The following is a 17,668-nucleotide window of genomic DNA, read 5'->3' on the forward strand; positions in this document are numbered from 1 at the left end:
TGAGTTGACACCTTTTCCCACAGGAAGAGGAATGTTCAATGAATTCAACAATCAGGCGCAGCCAGCGGGATTACTCGCTGGCCTTCAAGTTGTCGGTGGTGGACCAGGTCGAGCGTGGGGAGCTGACCTACAAGCAGGCCCAGGAGCGCTACGGAATCCAAGGACGGAGCACCGTGCTGTCGTGGCTTCGGCGACATGGTCGGCAAGACTGGTCAGGTGGGGCATCATCTGCCCCCATGACCACAGCTCCCAAGTCCGGAACGGCCAAGCCGCTGACACCGGAACAACAGATCAAAGTCCTGCAGGTTCAGCTGCGGGAGGCGACCGAGAAGGCGCAGCTTTTCGAGGCCATCGTGGATGTGCTCAAGGAAGACTACGGGGTGCGCATCGTAAAAAAGCCTTCCGGCAAGTCCTCACGCAAAGGCGCCTCCAAGGCGTAAGCGTGGCAAGGGCTTGCCGGCATTTTGGTATCAGTCGCCAAGCGTACTATCAGGCAGGCCATCGTCAGCAGCGGCAATTGGCCGACGGTGCTCGGGCGCTCGCGCTGGTAGGTGGCTATCGAGCGCGCCAGCCGCGCATCGGCACGCGCAAGCTGCATCATCTGATTGGACCGACGCTTCAAGCATCGGGAGTGGCAATGGGGCGCGACCGTCTGTTTGGCGTCCTTCGTGATGCCCGGCTGCTGGTCCCCATGCGGCGGGCGTACCACAAGACGACCGACAGCCATCACCGCTTCCGGCGGCACCCCAATCTTCTCAAGCCCGGCGAAGGGCGCGTGGTACCGACCGGCAGTGAGCAGGTCTGGGTAGCCGACATTACCTACCTGCCCACGCAGGGGAAATTTGTATACCTGAGCCTGATTACCGATGTGTGGTCGCGCAGGATCGTGGGCTGGAGCGTGCACGACACCCTGCAGACCGAACAGGTCGCCCAAGCACTGCAGATGGCGCTGAAGGAACGAAAAACGCGGCAGCAGCTGATCCATCACTCCGACCGGGGCATCCAGTACTGCTCGGACTACTACCAGAAGATCCACGCCAGGCATGGGGTGACCTGCTCGATGACCGATGGCTACGACTGCTACCAGAATGCGCTGGCCGAACGGGTAAATGGGATATTGAAGGGCGAGTTCCTGCTGCACCGGCCCCGGGACCTGCTGCAGGCACGCCAGATGGTCGCCGAGTCGGTGGGGATCTATAACGCCGAGCGGCCGCACCTGTCGCTTAAAATGCAAACGCCCGATGCGGTGCATCGGGCGTCTCTGGCCGCCTGACGGCGGCCAGATCATCCGCCACAGGTGTCAACCTATGGCAGGACGGGTCAGTTCTTCGCGCGCATGCCTGCAGTTCTCCTGCCTGGGCGGGGATGGGCACGCCCATGGGGCACGCGTCCTGCGGGTGAGCCTCCCCCACATGAGCGAAGACCACGTTTCCGGGCACCCCTCGAGCTGCCGGCGATGTGCCGACCAACGGTCGGCACCTACCCGGGCGCGTCCGAGCCCGCTGGCGGCCGGCAGGTCCTTGGCAAAATAAAGGAGGAGGCCGTCGCCGCAGGCGGCGGCCGGGGGACATTTGCACAAGGGCCTGCCGGCCGCCAGTGGGCTCGGACGCGTGCGCCCTGGCCGAACAGTGCGATACCCCGCTGTTGCGGTCGCGCCCTGCGGGTGAACCTCCCCCACATAGGCGAAGACCACGTTTCCGGGCACCCCTCGAGCTGCCAGCGATGTGCCGACCAACGGTCGGCACCTACCCGGGCGCGTCCGAGCCCGCTGGCGGCCGGCAGGTCCTTGGCAAAATAAAGGAGGAGGCCGTCGCCGCAGGCGGCGGCCGGGGGACATTTGCACAAGGGCCTGCCGGCCGCCAGTGGGCCCCGGACGCGCGCGCCCTGGCCGAACAGCGCAGTACCCCGTTGTTGCTGTCGCGCCCTGCGGGTGAGCCCGTCCCCATCCGGGCGAACACATTTTTATGGGCCTCCCTCGATCTGCCAGCGATGTGCCGACCAACGGTCGGCACCTACCGGGGTGGTGCCACGTTGGCTGCGTGCGCCGACCAACGGTCGGCACCTACCGGAATCGGCGCGCCACTTCGCTGCTGATCGCAATCACCGCCGTCAGCGCGGCCATCGACAGGAACTGCAGGCGGGTGTGGCTCTCGGACAGCAGCAGGCCGAAGATCAGCGCCAGTACCGCCAGACCAATCACGGTGAGGTACGGGTAACCGGCCATGCGGAACGGCAGGCGGGTGCCATCGCGGTCGGCGCGGTGGCGCAGGATCAACTGCGACAGCAGCGAGATCGTCCACACCAGCAGACAGGTCGAGCCGACGATGTTGAGCAGCACCGGCAGCACTTTGTCCGGGAACAGCAGCTCCATCACCGTGGCCGCAAAACCAAACAACACGCTGGCCAGCACCGCGATGATCGGCACCTGGCGCGGGTCGGTCCAGCCCAGCACGGCAGGTGCTTCGTTGCGCTGAGCCAGCGAATACATCATGCGCGAGGCGCCGTAGAGGTTGGCATTGAGCGCCGACAGCAGCGCGATCACCGCAATCAGGGTGATCGCCGTGGCCGCGCCGGGAATGTTGGCCACCTGCAGCACCGCGGCGAACGGCGACTTCAACGATTCGCTGTTCCACGGCACCACCGCGATGATCACGCTCAGCGAGCCGATATAGAACACCAGGATGCGCCAAGCCACGGTACGGATCGCCCGCGCGATGCTGCGCTCGGGGTCTTCGGTTTCGGCCGCGGCCACTGCCACGATTTCAGTACCGCCGAAGGCGAAGATCACCACCAGCAAGGCCGCACCCACCCCGGCCAACCCCTTGGGCGCGAAGCCGCCGTGGTCGGTGAAGTTGGACAGGCCCGGCGAGGCCACGTCCGGCAGCCAACCCATCAACAGCGCCACGCCGATCAGGATGAAGGCAATGATCGCGACCACCTTGAGGATGGCGAACCAGAACTCGAACTCACCGAAGTTCTTCACCCCGAGCAGGTTGATCGCAGTGAAGAACAGCATGAAGGCCAACGCGGCCATCGGCACCGGCACCACCGGCCACACCGTGGCCAGCAGCCCGGCCGCACCCACCGCTTCGGCGGCGATCACGATCACCAGCTGCACCCACCACAGCCAGCCCACGGTGGCCCCGGCGGTAGCGCCCATGGCATCGGCGGCATAGACCGAGAAGGCACCACTGGTCGGCTTGGCCGCGGCCATCTCGCCCAGCGCGTTCATCACGATGATCACCAGCGCACCGGCCACCAGATAGGACAGCAGCACGGCCGGCCCGGCGGCCTGCACGCCGACCCCGGAGCCGAGGAACAGGCCGGCGCCGATCGCGCTGCCCAGGCCCATCATGATCAGCTGGCGAGGCTTGAGCGCGTGGCCCAGGCGGGTGGCGGCAGGCGTCGGAGTCTGGGATGCGGGCATCGGAATCGCTTGGCGGGCAACAGGTGCGACACGATACCCTGTCCGGCCAGCGGACGGCATGGGCCGGAAGCCCCGGCCGGGATCAGGCGTCGCTGCGCTCGCCGATCTGCGCGCGGTAGCCACGCGGGGACACCCCGACTTCGGCCTTGAATTTACGCGTGAACGCGCTCTGGTCGGTGAACCCGCAGGCCTGGCCGATGCTGGCGATGGAATCGGGGCCGTGCAGCAGGTGCACCGCCATCTGGATGCGCAGGCGCGTCAGCACCTGCTGCGGGGTCATCTGGAACACCTTGCGGAAGGTGCGCTCCAGCTTGGACAACGAGAACCCGGTGATGTCCAGCAGGGTCTGCATGCGCACGTTCTCGGCGTAATGCGCGTTCAGATGCGCCAGCGCCAGCCGCAGCTGCTCGTACTGGGTGCCCAGGCTGTCCTTCTGGCCAAGGTCGCGCGAGATGCCGATCAGCCCCTTGATCTCCCCCTCCACCAGCAGCGGCCGCTTGCAGGTGAGGCACCAGCCAGGCTCGCGATTGGCGAACAGGTGCAGCTCCATCAGGTTTTCGATGACCTTGCCGGCCAGCACCTGCTCGTCCTGGGTGGCGTAATCGGCGCCCAGTCCGGTCGGGTAGATCTCCGCCGCAGTGCGGCCGATCACGTCCTTGCGCGATTTCAGCCCCAGCCGGCGCAGCATGGTCTGGTTGATGTGCGTATAGCGCCCGTCGCGGTCCTTCATGAAGAACAGCACGTCGGGGATCGCATCAAACAGGGCTTCGATGTCGGCAGGTTCAACGCGCATGGGGCGGCGGGACGCAGGTGGGCACGGCAGCAAGGATACCCGCCCCGCCGCGCCCCACCCAGCGCCGGGCGGCGGCATGTGAAGCGCGGGTGGATGCACGGTCGCGATTTCGCACCGTCGATTAACGCCGCGCACGCCAGTGTTGCAACTTGAACCCACGCCAGCCCGGAGCCGCCTCATGGCCGCCAGCAAGCCCCGCAGCAAAGCCACCGCCAACCCGCCCGCCGATGCCCGCGGCAGCGGCGACGAACTCCACCAGCGTGCCGGCGGCAGCCATCGGGTACTGACCAGCAACCAGGGCATCCCGGTCGATGACAACCAGAATTCGCTGCGTGCCACCCCGCGCGGGCCGACCCTGCTGGAAGACTTCATCCTGCGCGAGAAGATCACCCACTTCGACCACGAGCGTATTCCCGAGCGCATCGTGCACGCCCGCGGGACGGCGGCGCATGGTTACTTTGAACTGACCCGTTCGTTGTCCGACTACACCCGCGCGCGGGTGCTCAGCGAGGTGGGCGTGCGCACCCCCGTGTTCACCCGTTTCTCCACCGTCGCCGGCGGCGCCGGTTCGGTGGATACCCCGCGCGACGTGCGCGGCTTCGCGGTCAAGTTCTACACTCGCGAAGGCAACTGGGACCTGGTCGGCAACAACATCCCGGTGTTCTTCATCCAGGATGCGATCAAATTCCCAGACCTGATCCACGCGGTGAAGATGGAACCGGACCGCGGCTTCCCGCAGGCGGCCAGCGCCCACGACACCTTCTGGGACTTCATCTCGCTGATGCCCGAATCGCTGCACATGGTGATGTGGGCGATGAGCGACCGCGCCATCCCGCGTTCGCTGCGCATGATCGAGGGTTTCGGCATCCACAGTTTCCGCCTGCTCAACGATGCGGGCGAGTCGACCTTCGTCAAGTTCCACTGGCGGCCCACGTTGGGCGTGCAGTCCACGGTGTGGGATGAAGCGGTGAAGCTGCAGGGCGCCGACAACGACTTCCATCGCCGTGACCTGTTTGAAGCGATCACCGCCGGCGACTTCCCCGAGTGGGAGCTGGCGGTGCAGTTGTTCACCGAAGAAGAGGCCGACGCGTTCCCGTTCGACCATCTTGACTCGACCAAGATCATCCCCGAATCGCTGGTGCCCCTGACCGTGGTCGGGCGCATGGTGCTGGACCGCTGGCCGGACAACTTCTTCGCCGAGACCGAGCAGGTCGCCTACTGCCCGGCCAACGTGCCACCGGGGATCGACTTCAGCAACGATCCGCTGCTGCAGGGCCGGTTGTTCTCCTACCTGGATACGCAGCTGAGCCGACTCGGCGGCCCGAACTTCCACCAGATCCCGATCAACACGCCTAAATGCCCGTTCGCCAACCACCAGCGCGACGGCCACATGCAGATGGGCGTGCCCAAGGGCCGGGTGGCCTACGACCCCAGTTCGCTGCAGGACGACAGTCCCCGCGAAAGCGCGGACGGCTTCCCCAGCCACGCCACCCCGCCCGATGACGGGCGCAAGGGCCGGGTGCGCGCCGAGAGCTTTGCCGACCATTACAGCCAGGCGCGGATGTTCTTCCGCAGCCTGGACGCGCCGGAGCAGGCGCACCTGGCGTCAGCGATCGTGTTCGAACTGTCCAAGGTCGGGACTGCCAAGGTGCGCGAGCGTACGGTCGGCCATCTGCGCAACATCGATGAAGCGCTGGCCAAGCGGGTGGCGGCAGGCCTTGCGATGCCCACACTGCCTGCCCCCGCAGCAACGGCCACGCCGGCCCGGGACTTTCCCCAGGCACCGGAAGTACGTGTCATTGGCCGCGGTAAAAACCTGCTCAAGGGCCGCTGCATCGGCATCCTGTTCGACGAGGGCTCAGATGCGGGGTTGATCAACAGCCTGCGCAAGGCCGCCGACAAGGCCGGTGCCCGCATCACGCTGGTGGCCCCCAGGCTGGGGGGCGGCAAGCTCAGTGATGGCAAGGTGCTGGTCGCCGACGGGCAACTGGCCGGTACCCCATCGGTGCTGTTCGATGCGGTGGCGGTGGTGCTCGGCAACGACGCGGCCAAGCGCTTGGCCAAGGAGTCGGCTGCGGTCAATTTCGTTGCCGATGCCTGGGCGCACCTCAAGGCGATTGCCGCCGATGAAGGTGCGCAGGCGCTGTTGAAGACCGCGCGTGTGGGCAAGGATGCGGGCGTGGTGGAAGCCGAAGATGCCAAGGGCTTTCTGGCCGCTGCCGCCACCCGCCAGTGGGCCCGTGAACCGAAGGTACGCACGCTGGCCTGATCCTTTTTTCCGGCACAGGAGACCTGTCATGCCCCGTGGCGATAAATCCAGTTACACCGACAAACAGAAGCGCCAGGCCGAACACATCGAGGAAAGCGAGAAGGAGCAGGGTCGCAGCGATGAAGCGGCCGAGCGCATCGCGTGGGCCACAGTGAACAAGCAGGATGGCGGTGGCAAGAAGGGCGGGGCCACCGGCAAGACGGCGAAGTAGCGGCAACGAAGCACACCACTGCGTGCACCGTCGGCGAGGCGAACACAACGACCCTGTGCGGGTGCTGCGCATGCCGCACCCGTGTCAGTGGTTGCTGCCTGCCAGCGCCTTGTTATTGCAGGCCAGGCCGCCGGCGTTGAGCGCCTCGATGCGCAGGCATCCTTGCAGACGCTCGATCCGCGCCGGATCCACCGCGATGAAATCGATCCCATCGAAGTACACGCACCAGCGGCTGCCGCAGTCGAGCAACAAGCCTGTCTGTGCGGCCGGGTGGTTGGTTAGATGAACCAGGGTAAACGCACGCTGTTGATGCTCCGGTGCACTCCATAGGCGGTAGCGCTGATCGGTGCGTGCGGCCATGTCTTGGCCCACGTGGGTACCCCACAACGGAGCGAACACCATCACGACCAGCCCGACCAACAGCAACAGCAACCCCGTGGCCCCTTTTTCCCATTGGGTGGCGATACGATCCAACCGGGTGACCTCGCTGCGCTTGAGCCATGCCCCACTGCGAAGGCGTGTTCTCAGCCCGAGCCGAAACAGGCGCAGCCGAGCGCGGGTTCGACGTACCCAGCGTCGCCGAAAAAGGCGCACGAAGATAATCAGCCCCCCGACGCCAGCGCCACCGATCAGTAATCCCGCAAGCGCCGCCAATGGGACCGGGATGCCCAACCGTGGCAGCCACTGCAAGCCGCGCGCGAGCGTGTACCAGACCACCTCGAACCCTCGATAGACCACTGATTGGGCGTCGTGATCGATCAAGCCGCTGCCCAATCCCAAGCCGCTCCAGTATGCCTGCTCGTAGGTCCGCCCCAGCAGGTACGCCCCCGGAACCACGATCACCAGCAGCTTGCCCAGACCTTCCAGCCAACCCCACAAACGTGGGGGACGTGGGATGGCGCCCCCGCTCATGGTGACGCGCGCGCGGGCTTGGGCACTGCCGGTGCCTTGACCGGCACCACGACCGCCTGGACGCGCTTGATGGACGAGATCGGTACTGCTTCAGCGCGGTGTTGCCATGGCCACCACAGGAACACGAACGCGCTGCTGCTGCCGAGCAGGCGCGCCTCGCCGGGCAGCGGCGCGCTGTCGCCAGCCAGATGCACCGTGACCGCGGTTCCCTGCCCGCCGTCACGGATGCTCTCGGCCTTGTCCAGCGAGTAGATCGCCGCGCCCAGCGCCATGAAACAGACCACCGCGATGCACAACCCGGTCAACGGCCGCAGTCCGTAGACCTCCCAACTGGTCAACGGCGAGCGCGAGAACAGCACACGCCAGCCCCAGTGCCGCGCGCGCAACGCATCCACTTTGGCCGGATTACGCCGGCGCAGGGTATCCGGCCAGCCGGCGATGATGGCCAGCACGATGCCGCCGCCCAGAATGGTCACGTACGCAGGATCACGCAGCCCGGCGACAAGAAAGTCGCTGATCTGCAGGTAGTCCAGGATCGACAGCTGAAAGCGCAGGTAGAAGAAATAGCTCGACCACAGTCCGAGCACCGACAGGAATACGTAGCCAGCGCTGACGATCAACGCCGGTTCCTGGCGCAGCTGTCGCCACAACATCATCACCACGGAATCTTCATTGCCATGCGCCACTGGCAACACCGACCAATCGGTCGCCGGGTTGCCCTCCTGTGCTGCTGCCTGGCCGCTGCCGAGGTGCGCGATGGCCGGCACGTCGCCATGAATATCGCTCTGTTCCCTGTTTTCCATGCAGCCCCCTGGAATCTGGGCAGAGCATCGCCGAAAACGTGACGGCAAGGAAGACGCTGCGCAGTCGCCGATGACATCCTGCGCGGGGTGGTTACCGGTCCGAGCAGACCGGCAACCACGATTTCAACGCTCGCCCATCACGCCGCGCGGCGTGCCGCCGTTGCGCGGGCGTGGCCTTGTTCCAGCGTGAACACCGCCACCGATTCGGTCAGCGCGTGCGCCTGTTCCTCCAGCGAACGGCTGGCCGCGGTGGCTTCTTCCACCAGGGCCGCATTCTGCTGGGTCACCTGGTCCATCTGCACCACCACCTGGTTGACCTGCTCGATACCGGCCGCCTGTTCCTTGGTGGCTGCGGCGATGTCGCTCATCAACTGGTTGGTCCGCGCGCTGGCCTGGGTCAGCCGCGCGATCGCCGCTTCCGATTCCACGGTGACGCTCAGCCCGGTCTTGACCTTCTCGCTGGACTCGTCAATGAGGTCCTTGATTTCCTTGGCTGCGGTGCCGGCACGCTGGGCAAGCGTGCGCACCTCGCTGGCGACCACGGCAAAACCACGGCCGTTATCGCCTGCGCGGGCCGCTTCGACGGCAGCGTTCAGGGCCAGGATGTTGGTCTGGAAGGCGATGCCGTCGATCACCGAGGAGATCTCGGCGATGCGCGCGGAGGACCTGTCGATCTCGCCCATCACCGCCGCCATCTGCGCGATCGCCTGCTCGGTGGCGCGCACGGCAATAGCCGACGCATGCGCTTCCTGATCGGCCTGGCTGGCCAGCTCGGCATTCTGGCGCACGGTGGAGGTCAGTTCTTCCATCGAAGCAGCCGCTTCTTCCAGGTTCGCTGCCTGCTGCTCGGTGCGACGCGACAGGTCATTGTGGCCGGCCGCCAGTTCCTGCGCGGCGTCATTGATGCTGCCGGCGGCGCCCTGGATCTGCTGCACGATGCCGGTCAGCTGCGCGGCGGTGAGGTTGGCGTCGTCGCGCATCTGCGCGAACACCCCTTGGTAATGCCCTTCCATGCGCGAGGTGAGATCACCGGTGGAGATCGCGCGCAGCACGATCGACAGGTCGGCGATGCTCGACTGCGAGCTGGCCATCATGCCGTTGAGGTTGGCCACCATCGCGCGGAACTGGAACTGGAACGCGGGCTCGTCGCCACGCACCGAGAAGTCACCGGCACGTGCGGCGTTGGCCAGCGTATCGATCTGCTGGTTGATCGCCACCAGACTGGCCTTGACCGTGGCCATGGTGCGGGTCAGCAGGGCTTTCTCACCAGGATAGCTGTCCAGGTCGCGGCGCAGGTCGCCGATCGCGTAGTCCTGCATCACCTCGACCATGTGGGTCTGCACCGCCACATGCGAGCCGACCAGTTCGTTGGTGGCGCGCAGCATGCGGCCGTAGTCGCCGGGCAGCGCGGCGGCATCCATGCGGTAGCTGATCGCGCCGGCCTCGTGCTGCTGGGCCATCCGCAGCTGGGCGGTGATGGCCGCCTGCACGTTCTCGCGCACGCTGGCCATGGCGTTGCCGAGCAGGGTCAGCTCGTCGCGGCCGCCCAGCCGGAAATCCTGGTCCAGCTCGCCGCGGGCCATGCGCTCGGCCAGGCCGACCGCACGGGCCAGGGGCCCGGTCAGGCTGCGGCCAATCAGGATCGAGGCGGCGATGCCGACCAGCAGCGCGGTGCCACCGAGCACCAGCAGCTGCAGCAGGGTCCGCTCGCCCAGGCGTATCGCCTCGGCGGCGGCCTCGCGGCTTTCCTTTTCCTCATAGGCCACGCCATCGGCCAGCGCCTTGTTCCAGCCATTGGCGGCCTCCTGCACCGGGCCCAGGGTGAGCGCAACGGCGCCGGGGAAATCGTCCTGCGCCATCAGATCGCTGGTCTGCTTGTTCAGCGGACGGGCCTGCGCGCGCCGGGCGGCGATCTGCTCACCGATCATCTTGCCATCGGTATCGGTCGGCAGCGCCTGATAGGCGCTCCAGCTGGCCTCGTAGCGCTTGACCAGTGCAGCGATGCGGGCTTCATCGGCTTCGCGCTCCTGGCCCTGGCGGATCAGCATCTCGCGGCGCACGACCATCATCTGGTTGTTGGCATCGAGCATCTCCGACAGCAGCCGTACCTTGGCCACGCCGATCTCGACCACCTGCTGCATCGCGTGCTTCTGTACGGCACTGCCGGTGGCACCGGTAGCAACCACGGCCGCGACCAGCAGCAACAACAGGCCAAAGCCCATACCTAGACGCCAGACGACTCTGACGTTCCTCAAAAAATCCATGACGACAATCCAAAACGTGGGGGGTGCCGGGTTATCGGCCCACCCCGCCGCGTTCTTGATCGCCGCCCCTTGACGACTGGGGCGCGGTTCACCTTGATGGCCACCGTGCCAGCCAGCGGCATCCTTCTTCCATACGGGGGTTTCCCTGCTTTCGAGAGGCCTACGGATCGCTCGATGCCATCGGGAAGAATGGATTACCGATGCGGGGCCAGAACCAGGCCCAGGGCTGTGCAGACCGCGTCGCACGCGCCGATCAGATCCAGTACCAACCGCTCGCTTACGTCCATATCGCCCTCATACTCGGCGACATTGCGCTGTTGATGGCACTTGTCCAGCACGCGCCACACTTCCGGCCCCAACCGGAGTGTATGCGGCAGTGTCTGAAAAACGATGTAGCGATGCGCTGGACGAAAGCCCTGCCGCCTCAATGCAGCCAATCAGAGGGCATGGGCCGCGTTATAGGCCAGGTCAAACCGGCTTTCCAGAGACAAGGAGGGGTTACGGGCGTCATGCAGACGCGCCATGCCCGAACGCCGCAGACCTTCAAGCTCCCGTGCATCCGGGGGCTCGATTGCCAGCGGCTTACCCGCCCCGGCCAGATTGTGCAGCGCTGAGTTCATCCTCTCCTCCGATGACCCAGATTTTGGGCTGTGCCATCACGCGCATCAAGAAGGCATTTTCATCGTGAACGCGCTTGGCGAATTCATGGCTTGAATACAGCGTGGGATTCACCGGCCGGCCCAGCCGCGCCTCAACCCCATCCAAGGCAAGCATCACGTCGGCGTAGCCCAAGGTGTCCGACACGATCAACAGATCGATATCGCTGCGCGCAGTGTCGCTGCGTTTGGCGATGGAGCCGTAGACGAAGGCAGCCTTGATGCGTTCCTGCAACGGTGCAAGCGCCTCACGCAAGGGCCCAGCCAGTCCGACGGTCTTCTGCACGATCGACACCAGCTCGTTGTAAACCGGTGCCGAGTGGTTGGCTTGGTAGCGCTTCTGGTTGCCCGAACGCCTGAGGGTGATCAAGCCTGCGCCCTCCAGCTTGGCCAGCTCCCGCTGTACCGCCCCAGAGCCCGCACCGAGTGCCGAAATCAGTTCGGCCACGCCGCATTCGCGATGGGGTTGCCCGAACAGCAGGCCCAGCACGCGTTGCTGGGTCTGGGTGAACAGTGCATCGGCCAAGCCAACGCCCCGGCGTGGATTGCGCATGGAAGGATTCGTTTTCGTACCCATAATGGGTATGTTAATACCCATATTGGGTATTTGCAAGCCGGCCGTACGTGTCGGTAGCGCCAGACCCCATGAAAAAGCCCCGCTTTCGCGGGGCTTTTTCGTTACACATCAACGCGGCACAGCCCATGCGGCCGGGCAGAGCCCGGCGCTACATGGCCCTCAGGCGAACGGGTCCTGCAGGACCATGGTGTGGTCGCGGTCCGGGCCGGTGGAGACGATGCTGACCGTGCAACCGGCCAGCTCTTCCAGCGCGCGCAGGTAAGCGCGGGCGGCCGGCGGCAGGTCGTCCCAGTTGGTGATGCCGTGGGTGTTCTCGGTCCAGCCCGGGAACTCCAGGTACACCGGCGTGCACTCTTCCCAGCCCTGCGCGTCCAGCGGCGCGTACTCGGTGCGCTTGCCGCGGTATTCGTAGGCGATGCAGACCTTCAGTTTTTCCATGCCGTCCAGCACGTCCAGCTTGGTGATGCACAGGCCGCTGATGCCGTTGATGGCCACGGCGCGCTTGAGCGCGACGATGTCCATCCAGCCGCAGCGACGCGGGCGACCGGTGGAAGCGCCGTATTCGGCGCCGCGGTCACGGATGCCCTGGCCGACTTCGTCGTCCAGCTCGGTCGGGAACGGGCCGCCGCCGACGCGGGTCGCGTAGGCCTTGGCGATGCCCAGCACGTAGTCGATCGCGTCCGCGCCCACGCCGGCACCGGCCAACGCGCCACCGACGGTGGTGTTGGAACTGGTGACGTAGGGGTAGGTGCCGTGGTCGATGTCCAGCAGCGCCCCCTGCGCGCCTTCGAACAGCACGCGCTTACCCTGCTTGCGCAGGTCGTGCAGGATGCCGGCCACGTCGGACTTCATCGGCTCGACGTACTCGCCGAAGGCCAGTGCTTCGTCGTAGGTCTTCTGGAAGTCGACGGCGTCGGTCTTGAGGTAATTGGTCAGCACGAAGTTGTGGTAATCCAGCGCGGTGCGCAGGAGTTCTTCCAGCTGGGCCGGGTAATGCAGGTCGGCGATGCGGATGCCGCGACGCGCCACCTTGTCTTCATACGCCGGGCCGATGCCACGGCCGGTGGTGCCGATCGCCTTGCCGCCGGCAGCGCGTTCGCGCGCCTGGTCCAGGGCGATATGGTAGGGCATGATCAGCGGCGCGGCCGGGGAGATCTTCAGGCGCGAACGCACTTCCACGCCGGAGGTTTCCAGCTCGGCGATTTCCTTCTGCAGCGCGGCCGGGGAGATCACCACGCCGTTGCCGATCAGGCACAGCGCGTCGGCACGCAGGATGCCCGACGGGATCAGGTGCAGCACGGTCTTCTTGCCGTTGATGACAAGCGTGTGGCCGGCATTGTGGCCGCCCTGGAAGCGCACGACGGCGCCGATTTCCTCGGTGAGCAGATCGACGATCTTGCCCTTGCCTTCATCGCCCCATTGGGCACCCAACACGACAACTGACTGACCCATGACGGGTAACTCCTGGTTTTGTGCGGCCATCGGGGCCGCGGGTTTGGGACCGTGACGGGGCGGCCGGTCAGCGCGGGATGGCGCGCTCCAGCGGGGAGCGGGCCGACGCTGGGGTACCCAGACACGGAAAAAGCCGGACGAGAGGCTCCATGACAGAGTGCCCGACCGGCTTTTGTGCATTATCCGGGTTTCCGGTGGCGCCCGCCACCCCGGCCAGCGGCGGCTTCATGCGGCGTTGTCGTGCCGGCCGCTGGCCGGCTCCTCAGCCAGGATCGGGAGCCGGCCAGCGGCCGGCACTACCTAGTGCTTCAGCCACCACAGGGTGGTCAGCCCGGCCAGCAGGATCACCCCGCCCCAGGTGCGCAGGGCGGTGCTGCGCAGCATCAACAGCTGTTCGGCCATGCGCTTCCAGGCCAGCGGCGCGACGAACAGGAACAGGCCTTCGAGGACGGCCACCAGGCACAGCGCGGAGAACAGTTCTTTCATTGCAGCTCCAGAAATGAAACGGGGACCCGGTCTGCACCGGGTCCCCGTGGGTTGCTGCCGTCTGCGGCCTCAGCGATCGCTCTTGAGGTACTGCAGGAACGGGTCGTTCTTGTCCAGCACGATCACGCCGTTGCCGTCGGTCATGGAGGTACGGTAGGCCTCCAGGCTGCGGTAGAAGGCGTAGAACGACGGGTCGGCCGAACCAGCCCTGCCGTAGATCCGTGCGGCTTCGGCATCGCCGGCACCGCGCAGCTGCTGGGCGTCACGCTCGGCTTCGGCCACGATCACCGTGCTGTCGCGGTCGGCCTGGGCACGGATGGTCAGCGACTGCTCCTCACCCTCGGCGCGCAGCTTGGCGGCCTCCTGCTTGCGCTGGGCGCGCATGCGCTCGTACACATCGTTGATCACCTGGCTGTCGGTGGGCAGGTCGATCTGCTTGATGCGCAGGTCGATGATCTGCATGCCCAGCTCCTTCACCGCTTCGTTGATCCCGGTCAACTGGCCGGCGATCAGTTCGCTGCGGTCACCGGACACCAGCTGCTGCAGCGAGCGCGAGTTGATCTGGTTGCGCAGCGAATCGGTGACGATCGGCGCCAGGCGCGCATCGGCCACGGTGGCGTCGCCGCCGGTGGCACGGTAGTAATCGCGCACGTTGGAGATGTAGCCAATGGCGAAGAAGTCGACGCTGACGTCCTTCTGCTCGGCCGTGAAGTAGCGGGCCGGGGCAGTGGCAAGGACCTGGAAGCGACGGTCGAACACCCGCACCGTTTCCACCAGCGGCACCTTGAAGTGCAGGCCCGGCTTGATGTCCGCACGGACCACCTTGCCCAGGTTGAGTACCATCGCGGTCTGGTCCTCGCGGACCACGTAGACCGACCCCAGCAGGCCCAGCAGGGCGGCCACGGCCAACCCGATCCAAAGGGAATTTTTCATCGGCTGGCTCCTTCACGACCGGTCGGGCGGGTGGTCGGGCGTTCGGTGTTGCGCCCGCCATCCACCGGGGTACTGGCGGGCAGCGAGGGCAGCATCACTTCCGGAGTGACCGCCGGGGCGGCGCTGCTGCGGTTGTCGCCGGGCATCGGCACGTAGATCAGCTGGCGGCCATCGCCACCGATGATCTTGCGGTTCTCCGACAGCACCTGTTCCACGGTTTCCAGCCACAGGCGCTTGCGGGTGACCTCCGGGGCGTCCTTGTACTGGGTCTGCAGCAGGGTGAAGCGCTGTGCATCACCCTCGGCCTTGGAGACGGCAGCCAGCTTGTAACCTTCGGCGGTGGTACGGGCCCGCGAGGCCTGGCCACGCGCTTCGGGCACCACCTTGGCCGCATAGGCCTGGGCTTCGTTGATCAGCCGTTCCTTGACCTGCTGGGCACCGTTGACCTCGTCGAACGCGGGCTTCACCTCTTCCGGCGGGCGCGCGTCAGGCAGGGTCAGGCCGGTCACGGCCAGGCCGGTACGGTAGGCCTTCAGCGCGGCCTGCAGGCGTTCCTGGGCGACCAGGGCCAGCGGGCCACGGTTGTTGAGCACGGCATTGAGGTCGGCACGACCGACCTGCTCGCGCACGGCGCTCTGCGCGGACTGCTCCAGCACCTGGTCGGCGGAGACCGAGCCGAACAGGTACAGGCGCGGATCGTCGATGCGGTACTGCACGTTGACCGAGACGTTGACGATGTTCTCGTCACGGGTCAGCACCGGCACCTGGCTGCTGAAGGTCTTGATCTGGGTGGCGTTGACCTTGGTCACCGACTCGATCGGCCACGGCAGCTTGAAGTTGGGGCCGGGCAGCAGGACCCGCGAGTACTCGCCGAAGCGAAGTACCACGCCGCGTTGCTGTTCGCCGATCAGCTGGAAGCTGGAGAACAGCAGCAGCAGGACCACCGCGGCTGCCACCCAACGCAGGATGTTGCCATCGAACATGTCCTTCAGAGGGCCGGGAAAACCACCCCAACCGCCGCCATTGCCGCTACCGCGGGGTCCAAACGGCCCCCGTCGATTCTCGTCGGGGCCTTGTCCGCCCTTGTTGCCGCCGGGTGTATTCCAGGCCATGCACGCTCCATCAGTGAAAGGTTGCCTGCGGGTCATTCCGCACCGTCAACCATGAATCCTGCTCGATTCTACAAGATGGGGCGCTTTCACAGGATTGGAAGGGCCATGTGATAGCCGGGAGCGATTCATCCCCCGCGCGCGCCCAAACCACCGGCCCCGGGACAGCAGCGGGTAAGGTGTCGCTTCCCCCCTGTCAGGCATCTTCATGGCAATCCCCGATCGTTTCAACGCCTTCCGCATCCACCAGGACGACGGCGGCCATCGCAGCGGCATCGAATCGATCGGGCTGGACCAGCTCAACCCGGGCGAGGTGGTGATCCGCGCGCAGTGGTCCTCGGTGAACTACAAGGACGCGCTGGCCGGGACCGGCAAGGGCCGCATCCTGCGCCGTTTCCCGCTGGTGGGCGGAATCGACGTGGCCGGGGTGGTGGTGGCCTCCACCGACTCGGCCTGGCGGGAGGGCGACGCGGTGCTGGCCACCGGCTGCGGGCTCAGTGAGGACCGCGATGGCGGCTACAGCCAGTACGTGCGGCTGGCCTCGAGCGCGGTGATCGCCCAGCCCGGCGGGCTCACCCCGCGCGAGGCAATGGTGATCGGCACGGCCGGCTTCACCGCCGCACTGGCGCTGCTGCGCATGACCGACAACCGGCTCACCCCCGCACACGGCCCGCTGGTGGTGACCGGCGCCACTGGCGGGGTGGGCTCGCTGGCGGTGGATATCTTCAGCCGGGCCGGCTTCGAGGTGCACGCGGTAAGCGGCAAGGCCGACCAGGCCGGCTTCCTGCGCGGCCTGGGTGCCCGCGAGGTGCTGCCGCGCGAGGCGCTGGCCACCACCAGGCCGATGGAATCGGCGCGCTTCGGCGGCGGCCTGGACAATGCCGGTGGGCCGATGCTGGCCAGCCTGCTGGCCCAGACGGTGCCCTATGGCAGCGTGGTCAGTGCCGGGCTTGCGGCCAGCCCGGCGCTGGACATGACGGTGATGCCGTTCATCCTGCGCGGCGTGTCGCTGCTGGGCGTGTCCTCGGCGGCGGCACCGCGTGCACTGCGCGAGCAGGTGTGGGAGCGGCTGGCCGGCGACTGGAAGCCACGCCACCTGGCGGCCATCTGCACGCGCGAAACCGGCCTGGACGGGTTGACCGGGGTGTTCGACGCGATGCTGGCCGGCGGCGCGCTGGGCCGCACTGTCGTGCGGATCGACTGAGCGTCGCAGGCAGGCGACGGACGGCAGGCCGGGCGCTTCCCGGCCATGCGGGCGCAGCACTACACTGCGGGCATCACATGGGGAACAACATGGCACGCATTCTGATTGTCGACGATTCACCGTCGCAGCTGCTGGGGATACAGCGCATCGTCGAGAAGCTCGGGCACGAAATCCTGACCGCCACCGACGGCGCCGCCGGGGTGGAAGCGGCCAAGGCAGAGCTGCCCGACCTGGTGCTGATGGATGTGGTGATGCCCAACCTCAACGGCTTCCAGGCTACCCGCACGCTGGCCCGCGATGCGACCACCAAGCACATCCCGGTGATCCTGGTGACCACCAAGGACCAGGACACCGACCGCATGTGGGGCATGCGCCAGGGGGCCAAGGCCTACATCACCAAGCCGTTCTCCGAAGACGAATTGTCCGAAGTACTGGAGCGGGTCTTCAGCAACCAGGAACCGCCGACGGCGTGATCGCTACGTTTTTCGTCCGTTGCCGCGCGTTGCGCGGCCAGCCGACCAACGGTCGGCTCTACGCGCCGAACTACCGTGTGACCCATCGACCCGGCGCGT

The 17,668-nt window shown here is 66.4% G+C and carries 16 protein-coding genes and 1 pseudogene; 5 read left to right on the plus strand and 12 right to left on the minus strand.

What is annotated here, in order from left to right:
- Positions 1–38: 38 nt before the first annotated feature.
- A protein-coding gene (locus AC3IR9_RS15455; protein ID WP_489291031.1) for an IS3 family transposase occupies positions 39–1,273 on the plus strand; the annotation gives its coding sequence in 2 pieces (ribosomal slippage) (positions 39–390 and positions 390–1,273; 1,236 coding nt in all).
- A 789-nt stretch (positions 1,274–2,062) separates the two neighbouring features.
- On the opposite strand, the gene AC3IR9_RS15460 is transcribed toward AC3IR9_RS15455, so the two are convergent.
- Together AC3IR9_RS15460 and AC3IR9_RS15465 are read right to left on the minus strand one after the other, a co-directional pair.
- The gene (locus AC3IR9_RS15460; protein ID WP_489291778.1) at positions 2,063–3,427 is read right to left on the minus strand and encodes an amino acid permease; all 1,365 of its coding nucleotides are present in this window, start codon (positions 3,425–3,427) and stop codon (positions 2,063–2,065) included.
- An 82-nt stretch (positions 3,428–3,509) separates the two neighbouring features.
- Entirely contained in the window at positions 3,510–4,220 is a 711-nt protein-coding gene (locus AC3IR9_RS15465) for an AraC family transcriptional regulator (RefSeq protein WP_489291779.1), read from the minus strand.
- A gap of 178 nt (positions 4,221–4,398) precedes the next feature.
- Between AC3IR9_RS15465 and AC3IR9_RS15470 the strand changes: the two genes are divergently transcribed.
- Both AC3IR9_RS15470 and AC3IR9_RS15475 read left to right on the plus strand, forming a co-directional pair.
- Positions 4,399–6,489, plus strand: coding sequence for a catalase (locus AC3IR9_RS15470; protein WP_489291781.1), 2,091 nt, complete (start codon positions 4,399–4,401; stop codon positions 6,487–6,489).
- Positions 6,490–6,517: 28 nt separating this feature from the next.
- Positions 6,518–6,697, plus strand: a pseudogene (locus AC3IR9_RS15475) (HupB); the annotation flags it as partial.
- Positions 6,698–6,784: 87 nt separating this feature from the next.
- Here the strand turns inward: AC3IR9_RS15475 and AC3IR9_RS15480 are convergent.
- From AC3IR9_RS15480 to hflK, 10 genes are all read right to left on the minus strand, one after another.
- Positions 6,785–7,612 carry a hypothetical protein gene (locus tag AC3IR9_RS15480; protein ID WP_489291783.1) on the minus strand — a complete coding sequence of 276 codons (828 nt, stop codon included), beginning with the start codon at positions 7,610–7,612 and terminating at the stop codon, positions 6,785–6,787.
- Positions 7,609–8,415 carry a hypothetical protein gene (locus tag AC3IR9_RS15485; RefSeq protein ID WP_489291785.1) on the minus strand — a complete coding sequence of 269 codons (807 nt, stop codon included), beginning with the start codon at positions 8,413–8,415 and terminating at the stop codon, positions 7,609–7,611. The genes AC3IR9_RS15480 and AC3IR9_RS15485 overlap by 4 nt, the downstream gene beginning before the upstream one ends.
- A gap of 137 nt (positions 8,416–8,552) precedes the next feature.
- The gene (locus tag AC3IR9_RS15490) at positions 8,553–10,679 is read right to left on the minus strand and encodes a methyl-accepting chemotaxis protein (protein WP_489291787.1); all 2,127 of its coding nucleotides are present in this window, start codon (positions 10,677–10,679) and stop codon (positions 8,553–8,555) included.
- Positions 10,680–10,873: 194 nt separating this feature from the next.
- Entirely contained in the window at positions 10,874–11,017 is a 144-nt protein-coding gene (locus AC3IR9_RS15495) for a hypothetical protein (RefSeq protein WP_489291789.1), read from the minus strand.
- A 99-nt stretch (positions 11,018–11,116) separates the two neighbouring features.
- Complete coding sequence (locus AC3IR9_RS15500) at positions 11,117–11,299, minus strand: hypothetical protein (RefSeq protein WP_489291790.1); 183 nt, start codon at positions 11,297–11,299, stop codon at positions 11,117–11,119.
- Positions 11,262–11,888, minus strand: a complete 627-nt coding sequence (locus tag AC3IR9_RS15505) for a transcriptional regulator (protein WP_489291791.1) — start codon at positions 11,886–11,888, stop codon at positions 11,262–11,264. Before AC3IR9_RS15505 ends, AC3IR9_RS15500 begins: the two co-directional genes overlap by 38 nt.
- A gap of 183 nt (positions 11,889–12,071) precedes the next feature.
- The gene (locus AC3IR9_RS15510; RefSeq protein ID WP_489291792.1) at positions 12,072–13,364 is read right to left on the minus strand and encodes an adenylosuccinate synthase; all 1,293 of its coding nucleotides are present in this window, start codon (positions 13,362–13,364) and stop codon (positions 12,072–12,074) included.
- 300 nt (positions 13,365–13,664) lie between these two features.
- Positions 13,665–13,850, minus strand: a complete 186-nt coding sequence (locus AC3IR9_RS15515) for a DUF2065 domain-containing protein (RefSeq protein ID WP_489291794.1) — start codon at positions 13,848–13,850, stop codon at positions 13,665–13,667.
- A gap of 69 nt (positions 13,851–13,919) precedes the next feature.
- Positions 13,920–14,783, minus strand: coding sequence for a protease modulator HflC (hflC, locus tag AC3IR9_RS15520; protein WP_489291795.1), 864 nt, complete (start codon positions 14,781–14,783; stop codon positions 13,920–13,922).
- Positions 14,780–15,895 carry an FtsH protease activity modulator HflK gene (hflK, locus tag AC3IR9_RS15525; RefSeq protein ID WP_489291797.1) on the minus strand — a complete coding sequence of 372 codons (1,116 nt, stop codon included), beginning with the start codon at positions 15,893–15,895 and terminating at the stop codon, positions 14,780–14,782. The genes hflC and hflK overlap by 4 nt, the downstream gene beginning before the upstream one ends.
- 205 nt (positions 15,896–16,100) lie before the next feature.
- Between hflK and AC3IR9_RS15530 the strand changes: the two genes are divergently transcribed.
- The gene (locus AC3IR9_RS15530; protein ID WP_489291798.1) at positions 16,101–17,096 is read left to right on the plus strand and encodes a YhdH/YhfP family quinone oxidoreductase; all 996 of its coding nucleotides are present in this window, start codon (positions 16,101–16,103) and stop codon (positions 17,094–17,096) included.
- A gap of 89 nt (positions 17,097–17,185) precedes the next feature.
- On the plus strand, positions 17,186–17,569 hold the full coding sequence (pilH, locus tag AC3IR9_RS15535) for a twitching motility response regulator PilH (RefSeq protein ID WP_489291800.1): 384 nt from the start codon (positions 17,186–17,188) through the stop codon (positions 17,567–17,569).
- Positions 17,570–17,668 lie beyond the last annotated feature (99 nt).

The sequence above is a fragment of the Stenotrophomonas sp. GL_101 genome (assembly GCF_057835675.1).

What these genes read in the sequence shown, in the direction of transcription:
- AC3IR9_RS15460 (WP_489291778.1), bottom strand. Translation starts at nt 3,427, where the DNA reads ATGCCCGCATCCCAGACTCCGACGCCTGCCGCCACCCGCCTGGGCCAC.
- pilH (WP_489291800.1), top strand. Translation starts at nt 17,186, where the DNA reads ATGGCACGCATTCTGATTGTCGACGATTCACCGTCGCAGCTGCTGGGG.
- AC3IR9_RS15515 (WP_489291794.1), bottom strand. Translation starts at nt 13,850, where the DNA reads ATGAAAGAACTGTTCTCCGCGCTGTGCCTGGTGGCCGTCCTCGAAGGC.
- AC3IR9_RS15490 (WP_489291787.1), bottom strand. Translation starts at nt 10,679, where the DNA reads ATGGATTTTTTGAGGAACGTCAGAGTCGTCTGGCGTCTAGGTATGGGC.
- hflK (WP_489291797.1), bottom strand. Translation starts at nt 15,895, where the DNA reads ATGGCCTGGAATACACCCGGCGGCAACAAGGGCGGACAAGGCCCCGAC.
- AC3IR9_RS15530 (WP_489291798.1), top strand. Translation starts at nt 16,101, where the DNA reads ATGGCAATCCCCGATCGTTTCAACGCCTTCCGCATCCACCAGGACGAC.
- AC3IR9_RS15485 (WP_489291785.1), bottom strand. Translation starts at nt 8,415, where the DNA reads ATGGAAAACAGGGAACAGAGCGATATTCATGGCGACGTGCCGGCCATC.
- AC3IR9_RS15465 (WP_489291779.1), bottom strand. Translation starts at nt 4,220, where the DNA reads ATGCGCGTTGAACCTGCCGACATCGAAGCCCTGTTTGATGCGATCCCC.
- AC3IR9_RS15500 (WP_489291790.1), bottom strand. Translation starts at nt 11,299, where the DNA reads ATGAACTCAGCGCTGCACAATCTGGCCGGGGCGGGTAAGCCGCTGGCA.
- AC3IR9_RS15470 (WP_489291781.1), top strand. Translation starts at nt 4,399, where the DNA reads ATGGCCGCCAGCAAGCCCCGCAGCAAAGCCACCGCCAACCCGCCCGCC.
- AC3IR9_RS15510 (WP_489291792.1), bottom strand. Translation starts at nt 13,364, where the DNA reads ATGGGTCAGTCAGTTGTCGTGTTGGGTGCCCAATGGGGCGATGAAGGC.
- hflC (WP_489291795.1), bottom strand. Translation starts at nt 14,783, where the DNA reads ATGAAAAATTCCCTTTGGATCGGGTTGGCCGTGGCCGCCCTGCTGGGC.
- AC3IR9_RS15480 (WP_489291783.1), bottom strand. Translation starts at nt 7,612, where the DNA reads ATGAGCGGGGGCGCCATCCCACGTCCCCCACGTTTGTGGGGTTGGCTG.
- AC3IR9_RS15505 (WP_489291791.1), bottom strand. Translation starts at nt 11,888, where the DNA reads ATGCGCAATCCACGCCGGGGCGTTGGCTTGGCCGATGCACTGTTCACC.